This window comes from Pseudomonas sp. 05N434 (genome assembly GCF_056396965.1).
On sequence record NZ_JBFTMK010000209.1, the window covers coordinates 1 to 7,787 of the forward strand.

Here is a 7,787-nt window from a genome sequence, read left to right on the forward strand (position 1 = left end):
GTCTGCAATGGGGTTTCTACGGCAACGTCATAAACGCGCGAGGTGAGGATCTTTTTGACGTACTGTTCGAGCATCGGAAAGCATCACTGAACGGGTTGGGCAGGGCCAAGGAGTCTAACCCGGCTTTCGGGCGGGCGACCACACTAAACAGGTGGTTTTAGCCACTCGCAAACGCAAGAGACTCATTGTGGCGAGGGAGCTTGCTCCCGCTGGAGTGCGAAGTGCTCCCCAAAACAGGCAGCCCGTTTCTTCAAACACACTGTATTGGCAGGTTTTACGACTGCTGCGCAGCCGAGCGGGAGCAAGCTCCCTCGCCACAGACAAGCCCCCTCGTCTCCATTCGACACACTGGCAATGACCTTCCACATCGCGAGGCCTATAATGCCGGCCTTTCGTCCCCCTCTTCGGCACCTCGGAGCCCGCATGACCCAGGATCAACTCAAACAGGCAGTGGCTCAGGCCGCCGTCGACTTCATCCTCCCGAAACTCGATGACAAGAGCATCGTCGGGGTCGGCACCGGCTCTACCGCCAATTGCTTCATCGACGCCCTGGCCAAGCACAAAGGCGCGTTTGACGGCGCAGTGGCCAGTTCCGAAGCCACCGCCGCGCGCCTCAAGGGCCACGGTATTCCGGTGTATGAGCTCAATACCGTCAGCGATCTGGAGTTCTACGTCGACGGCGCCGATGAAAGCGACGAGCACCTGCACCTGATTAAAGGCGGCGGTGCAGCCCTGACCCGCGAGAAGATCGTGGCGGCCGTGGCCAAGACCTTCATCTGCATCGCCGACGCCAGCAAACTGGTGCCGGTGCTCGGTGCGTTCCCATTGCCGGTGGAAGTGATCCCGATGGCTCGCAGCCACGTGGCCCGCGAACTGGTGAAGCTGGGCGGCGACCCGGTTTACCGTGAAGGTGTGCTGACCGATAACGGCAACATCATCCTTGACGTGCACAACATGCAGATCACCAACCCGGTGGAGCTGGAAGCACAGATCAACGCCATCGTCGGCGTGGTCACCAACGGTTTGTTCGCGGCGCGCCCGGCGGACTTGCTGCTGTTGGGCACAAGCGAAGGCGTGAAAACCCTCAAGGCCTGATGCCACACCCATTTGCAGGAGCGAAGCTTGCTCGCTCCTACAATTTAGTTTTGGGATGTTGGTCAGGGTTGCGACGGTTTTTTGAAGACATAGAACAGGTTCGGCTCGCTGACGAGGTACAGGGTGCCGTCGTCATCCATGGCAATGCCTTCCGGCTTGTGCAATCCCTGACGACCCTTGTTCAGTGACAGGGTGCTCAGCGGTCGCCCGTCCACATCCAGTTCAAGAATCAACCGCGACTCATCGGACAGTGCCAGCAAATGGCCGCTGCGCTCGTCATATTGCAGGCTCGACAGGTCTCGCACGAACATTCCGCCATCGCGCTTGGGATTGTTCACCACGTGCACCGCGTAGGACTTCTCCGGGTTGTAATGGGGAAAGCCCTGCACTTCGTAGATCAGCATCGGGTCGCGCTCCTTGGCGACGAACAAGCGCTTGCCCACCGAGTCATAGGCCAAACCCTCGAAACCCTTGTTGCCGCTCATGTGCACGCCGAGGGTCATCTGCTCGGCGTCCGCGGCATCGAGGAACGTCGTGCCCTTGCGCAGATGAATCTTGATCAGCCGTTGCTCACGCTCATCGGTGATCACGTAAGTGTCAGCGCTAATGAACTCCACTGCTTCCGGGTCGCCGAACCCGACCAGCGCCACACGCCGCAGGATTTTGCCTTCCAGGGACAACTCGATCAGCTCGGCGTTTTTGTGGGTGACCGTGAACAGGCTTTTGCGCACGGGATCGAAGGTCAGCGCGGAAACATCGTCGTCCAGACCGTCAATGACTCGCGCCTCGATCGCCACCTGATACTGGTCCAGGCCAATGGGCTGGGCATTCATCGGCTGCCATAGCGCCTGCACATTGAACCCGCTGCGCTCGAACAGGCGCTGGTACTGGCCGACGGCAACCAACAGGATCAGGGCAATGACCGACAGGATCAGCATCAGGGGTTTGGGGCGGACAAGTCGACGCATTCAGGCAAACTCGGAAACAGGACGGGCGGATGAAACACCACGGCTGCCTGAATTAAAACCCTAATGGCCCGCGACCTTCTACCGCAACTACCGAACCTGTTGCTTTTCGAAGCGGTAGAACAGGTTCGGCTCGCTCACCATGTACAGCGTGCCTGCTTCGTCCATGGTGACGCCTTCGGCACGGGGAATGGTTTTCTTCAGGCCATTGAACCCTCCGAGCAAGGTCATGAAACTGACCTGCTCGCCCTTCTCGTCCAGTTCCAGCAACAAGTGAGAGTCGGCGGACAGCACCAGGGTGTGACCGGTGCGCGGATCGATGGCCAGGGCCGACAGGTTACGGACATCCAGTGCGTCGCTGGAGAGTTTCTGCTTGTCACCCTTCAGGATCTGGCTGCCATCGCTTTTCCAGCTGAACAGCGCTGGTGGACGCTCTTCACCCAGCAGCAGTTGCTGGCGACGGGCATCCCAGACGACGGCTTCGAAGCCTTTATTCTGGTTTTTCGAGGGGCCGAGATCGTACTTCGGGAAATTGGCGATGTTCAGCTCGCGCGTATCGGCATCGACCTTGACGATCGAGAGCAGGTGTTCGCGCTCATCGGTAATCGCCAGCAAACCATTGCCCATTACCGTCACCCCTTCCGGGTTGCTCCACCCCACCAGCGGCATTTTGCGCAACACGTCGCCTTGCAACGTCAGCTCGACCAGGAACGGGTTCTTGCCCATCACGGAGAACAGGGTTTTGGTCTGCGGGTCGTAAGACACGTCCGACGCTTCGTCCTTCTCCATCCCCGGCAGCAGTTTGGCGTCGATCACCGCCCGATAGTCCGGCAGCCAGACACTCTCTTTTCGTTCGGCAGGGCTTTCGAAGCGCTCCTTCACCCAGAGCACACCGCGATCATCCCAATGCATCGCAAACGCAAGGCCATAAGCGGCGACCGCCACCAGTAAAAGCCAGAAATACCAACGCATGACAAAGCGCGAGCGGCGGGCAGTTTTCAGCTTGGGCAGCGATTCGATGGCCATTCAGGGATGCGTTCCAGAAATTCAGGCTATGGGTAATAGCACATTGGGACAGGCTCAGATGCCATAAGCCCCGGAATTATCCAGACAAAATGTGAAAAAAACGGGAAATGGCCGGATTGCCCTGTGTGGGCAGCCAAGATCAAAAGATCGCAGCCTGCGGCAGGCTGCGATTTTTTGCTTTTTAGAGAACGCTACTGGTAAAGCGGCTGACACCCGGCAATTCGAGCACCAGTTCGTCACCGACGTTCAGCGGGCCAACGCCCACCGGCGTGCCAGTGAGGATCACGTCACCGGCCTGCAGCGAGAAGCAGCCGGCCATGTACTGGATCATCGGCACGATCGGATTGAGCATGTCCTTGGTGTTGCCATCCTGGCGGACTTCACCATTGATGGTCAGGCGGATGCCGATGTCGGTCAGGTCGGTAAACGTGCTGCCAGCCACGAATGGCGCAATCACCGCCGCACCGTCAAAGCACTTGGCGATTTCCCACGGCAGGCCCTTGGCTTTAAGCTCGGCCTGCTTGTCGCGCAGGGTCAGGTCCAGGGCCGGGGCGAAGCCGGAGATGGCATCCAGCACTTCTTCGCGGCTCGGCTTGGTCGACAATGGCTTGCCGATCAGCACCGCTATTTCTGCTTCGTAATGCACCGAACCGCGCTCGGTCGGAATGCTGAAGCTGCCTTCCAGTGGCACCACGCAGCTGCCGGGCTTGATGAACAGCAGTGGTTCGGTGGGCACCGGGTTGTCCAGTTCCTTGGCGTGTTCGGCGTAGTTGCGGCCGATGCACACCACTTTCCCCAGCGGAAAATGAATACGCGTTCCGTCGACATACTGGTGCTGATAGCTCATTGACCGACTCCTGCTTCGTGCTCTTAAAGTTCGAAGAATCAAACAGCGAAAATCTTGCCCGGGTTCATGATGCCATTCGGGTCGAACACCGCTTTGACGGCTTTCATGTACTCGATCTCAACCGGTGAGCGGCTATAGGTCAAGTAGTCACGTTTGGTCATGCCCACGCCGTGTTCGGCGGAAATCGAACCGTTGTACTTCTCGACGGTTTCGAACACCCACTTGTTGACGGTGGCGCACTTGGCGAAGAACTCATCCTTGCTCAGGTTATCCGGCTTGAGGATGTTCAAGTGCAGGTTGCCGTCGCCGATGTGGCCGAACCAGACGATTTCGAAGTCCGGGTAGTGTTCGCCGACGATCGCGTCGATTTCCTTCAGGAACCCCGGGACTTTCGACACAGTGACCGAAATGTCGTTTTTGTACGGCGTCCAGTGGGAAATGGTTTCGGAGATGTACTCGCGCAGCTTCCAGAGGTTCTGCAACTGGGTTTCGCTCTGGCTCATCACGCCGTCCAGCACCCAGCCCTGCTCGACGCAGTGCTCGAAGGTTTCCAGGGCGTGGTTGGCTACTTCATCGGTGGTCGCTTCGAATTCCAGCAGCGCATAGAACGGGCAGTCGGATTCGAATGGCGCCGGCACATCGCCGCGTGCCATGACCTTGGCCAGGGCTTTGTCGGAAAAGAATTCGAAGGCAGTCAGGTCAAGTTTGCTCTGGAACGCGTGCAATACCGGCATGATCGAATCGAAATCGGCTGTACCGAGCACCATCGCGGTGAGGTTTTTCGGCGCACGGTCCAGACGCATGGTGGCTTCGACGACAAAACCCAGGGTGCCTTCAGCGCCGATGAACAGCTGACGCAGGTCGTAGCCGGTGGCGTTCTTGATCAGGTCTTTGTTCAGTTCCAGCAGATCGCCCTTGCCGGTGACGACTTTCATGCCGGCCACCCAGTTACGGGTCATGCCGTAGCGAATCACCTTGATCCCGCCGGCATTGGTGCCGATATTGCCACCTATCTGGCTGGAACCTGCCGAAGCGAAGTCCACCGGATAGTACAAACCGTGCTCTTCAGCCTTGTTCTGTAATTGTTCGGTAACCACGCCCGGCTGACAAACAACGGTGCGATCGGTGAGGTTCACGTCGAGAATCTGGTTCATGTAGTCGAAGGACACGACCACTTCGCCATTGGCCGCCACTGCTGCGGCAGAAAGCCCGGTACGACCGCCGGACGGCACCAGCGCAACCTTGTGTTCATTGGCCCAACGGACAATGGCCTGGACCTGCTCGATGGTCTTGGGGAACACAATGGCCGTCGGGGCCGGGGCGAAATGTTTGGTCCAATCCTTGCCGTAAGCGTTCAGGGAGTCGGCGTCGGTCAGCACCTTGCCAGGCTCAACCAGGGTCTTCAGCTCATCAATCAGCGCAGGATTGGTCATCGACAGAACTCTCGAACAATTCATGGTCATCCTGAGTACGCTTCACGTCGCAGAATGAGTGTTAGCAGGTCGCATATGCTAGCATACCGACCCCGCAGGATAGTGCCCAAAGGCTGTTCTGCGGCGACGGCTTTCCTGCCGTCCGGGTCAGCTCTGGCTGCTCCCTTCCCTGCCATTTTTTCTCCGGGACACAGGTTTACGCAGATGAGCAAGACTTCTCTCGATAAGAGCAAGATCAAGTTCCTTCTTCTCGAAGGCGTCCACCAATCGGCTGTCGACGTCCTCAAGGCGGCGGGCTACACCAGCATCGAGTACCTCACAGGTTCTCTGCCGGACGCCCAGCTGAAGGAAAAGATCGCTGATGCTCACTTCATCGGCATTCGCTCCCGCACTCAACTGACCGAAGAGATCTTCGATCACGCGAAGAAACTGGTGGCTGTCGGCTGTTTCTGCATCGGCACCAACCAGGTCGACCTCAACGCGGCTCGCGAACGCGGTATCGCGGTATTCAACGCGCCGTACTCCAACACTCGCTCCGTTGCCGAGCTGGTGCTGGCCGAGGCGATTCTGTTGCTGCGCGGCATCCCTGAGAAGAACGCTTCCTGCCACCGTGGCGGCTGGATCAAAAGCGCAGCCAACTCCTTCGAAATCCGCGGTAAAAAGCTGGGTATCGTCGGTTACGGCTCGATCGGCACTCAACTGTCGGTCCTGGCGGAAGGCCTGGGCATGCAGGTTTACTTCTACGACACCGTGACCAAGCTGCCATTGGGCAACGCCACCCAGGTCGGCAACCTGCACGAGCTGTTGGGCATGTCCGACATCGTCACCCTGCACGTTCCGGAAACCGCTGCCACCCAGTGGATGATCGGCGAGAAGGAAATCCGCGCCATCAAGAAGGGCGGCATCCTGATCAACGCCGCGCGCGGCACCGTGGTCGAACTGGACGCCCTGGCGGACGCGATCAAGGACAAGCACCTGATCGGCGCGGCCATCGACGTATTCCCGGTGGAGCCACGCTCCAACGAAGAAGAGTTCGAAAGCCCGCTGCGTGGCCTGGACAACGTGATCCTGACCCCGCACATCGGTGGTTCTACCGCTGAAGCGCAGGCCAACATCGGCCTGGAAGTGGCGGAAAAACTGGTCAAGTACAGCGACAACGGTACGTCGGTATCGTCCGTGAACTTCCCGGAAGTGGCCTTGCCGGCTCACCCTGGCAAGCACCGTCTGCTGCACATCCACGAAAACATTCCGGGTGTGATGAGCGAGATCAACAAGGTCTTCGCCGAAAACGGCATCAACATTTCCGGTCAGTTCCTGCAGACCAACGAGAAAGTCGGCTACGTCGTGATCGACGTGGATGCCGATTACTCGGAAATGGCGCAAGAGAAGCTGCAGCACATCAACGGCACCATTCGTTGCCGCGTGTTGTTCTGATCGCGACTTGAGCGACAAAAAAGGGAGCTCCTCGGAGCTCCCTTTTTTACGGCTGCTTTTTCATCGCTGTGGAAAAGCTACTTCACCGTCACGGTGATTTTCTTCGACACGATCGGCGGATCGAACGGCATGTGACCGCTGTCGCCCAGTTCGAGCTGCAAGGTGTGCTTGCCCGGTGCCAGTTTGATTTCAGCGTGAGTTTGCGCTTTGCCAAAGTGCATGTGATTGGCATCGTTTGGAATCGGAGCGCCGGCAGCCGGTAGTTTGTCGACATCGATCAGCAGATGGTGGTGCCCAGTGTTTTTGGTGGTGTCGCCCGCTGGTGCCAGTGCGATTTCCTTGACGCCGAAATTCACTGTAAAGGTTTGCGCGACCGTGGCTCCGTCCGCAGGAGATACGATGAACACTTCTGCCCCCTTCGGAGCCGGGGTGGCGGCACCGGCCAGCACCGAAACACCCATCAGCACACCAGCCAATGCTGCTCGTGACATAAAGCTTTTCATTCTCTTCTCCAGTTTTTCCGTAAAATTCGCTCGACCGTGAACAACTTAACGGCCATTCGTTGTCGAAGGCACTCAATAACCATAGCAAAGCGAGCCTGAACAGCGCGTCGCGATAGATAAATGAATTCAAAGGAGTGACCATGCGCTTTTTGCCTGGCCTGATCTGCCTGCTACCCCTTTTGAGCCCTTTGGCTCATGCCGAACTGATGGACGATGTAAACGACCGCGGCGAATTGCGCATTGCTCTTGAGGCTAATACACCGCCCTTCAATTTCAAGGATGACGGCAAACTGACCGGGTTCGAGGTCGAGTTGGGTCAACTGCTGGCCAATGAGCTGGATGTACGGGCCGACTTCGTCGTCACCGATTCCGACGATCTGATGACCGGCGTCGAAAGCGGCAAATACGACGTTGCCATCAATCACATAGCACTGACCCCGGACCTGAAGGATCGTTTCGACTTCAGCGAACCTTACATTCACAC

9 protein-coding genes are annotated in these 7,787 nt (G+C 58.0%); 3 read left to right on the plus strand and 6 right to left on the minus strand.

What is annotated here, in order from left to right; translation table 11 throughout:
• The coding region (locus AC1DLB_RS14895) for a hypothetical protein (protein ID WP_477785193.1) at positions 1-74 on the minus strand (74 nt) is incomplete at its 3' end.
• A gap of 349 nt (positions 75-423) precedes the next feature.
• On the opposite strand from AC1DLB_RS14895, the gene rpiA reads away from it, so the two are divergent.
• Positions 424-1,095, plus strand: a complete 672-nt coding sequence (rpiA, locus tag AC1DLB_RS14900; protein WP_018928652.1) for a ribose-5-phosphate isomerase RpiA — start codon at positions 424-426, stop codon at positions 1,093-1,095.
• Positions 1,096-1,157: 62 nt separating this feature from the next.
• On the opposite strand, the gene AC1DLB_RS14905 is transcribed toward rpiA, so the two are convergent.
• The 4 genes from AC1DLB_RS14905 to AC1DLB_RS14920 form a co-directional block, all read right to left on the minus strand.
• Entirely contained in the window at positions 1,158-2,063 is a 906-nt protein-coding gene (locus AC1DLB_RS14905; RefSeq protein ID WP_477743610.1) for an SdiA-regulated domain-containing protein, read from the minus strand.
• An 87-nt stretch (positions 2,064-2,150) separates the two neighbouring features.
• The gene (locus AC1DLB_RS14910) at positions 2,151-3,086 is read right to left on the minus strand and encodes an SdiA-regulated domain-containing protein (protein WP_018928650.1); all 936 of its coding nucleotides are present in this window, start codon (positions 3,084-3,086) and stop codon (positions 2,151-2,153) included.
• Positions 3,087-3,267: 181 nt separating this feature from the next.
• Complete coding sequence (locus AC1DLB_RS14915; RefSeq protein ID WP_018928649.1) at positions 3,268-3,933, minus strand: fumarylacetoacetate hydrolase family protein; 666 nt, start codon at positions 3,931-3,933, stop codon at positions 3,268-3,270.
• 38 nt (positions 3,934-3,971) lie between these two features.
• The gene (locus AC1DLB_RS14920; protein WP_018928648.1) at positions 3,972-5,366 is read right to left on the minus strand and encodes an FAD-binding oxidoreductase; all 1,395 of its coding nucleotides are present in this window, start codon (positions 5,364-5,366) and stop codon (positions 3,972-3,974) included.
• A gap of 204 nt (positions 5,367-5,570) precedes the next feature.
• Between AC1DLB_RS14920 and serA the strand changes: the two genes are divergently transcribed.
• Positions 5,571-6,800, plus strand: a complete 1,230-nt coding sequence (gene serA, locus AC1DLB_RS14925; protein WP_018928647.1) for a phosphoglycerate dehydrogenase — start codon at positions 5,571-5,573, stop codon at positions 6,798-6,800.
• 77 nt (positions 6,801-6,877) lie between these two features.
• Here serA and AC1DLB_RS14930 read toward each other — a convergent pair whose 3' ends face one another.
• The gene (locus tag AC1DLB_RS14930; protein ID WP_086944382.1) at positions 6,878-7,303 is read right to left on the minus strand and encodes a DUF4399 domain-containing protein; all 426 of its coding nucleotides are present in this window, start codon (positions 7,301-7,303) and stop codon (positions 6,878-6,880) included.
• 140 nt (positions 7,304-7,443) lie between these two features.
• Between AC1DLB_RS14930 and AC1DLB_RS14935 the strand changes: the two genes are divergently transcribed.
• Positions 7,444-7,787, plus strand: a 344-nt coding sequence (locus AC1DLB_RS14935) for a transporter substrate-binding domain-containing protein (protein ID WP_477785192.1), incomplete at its 3' end; no start/stop codon positions are given.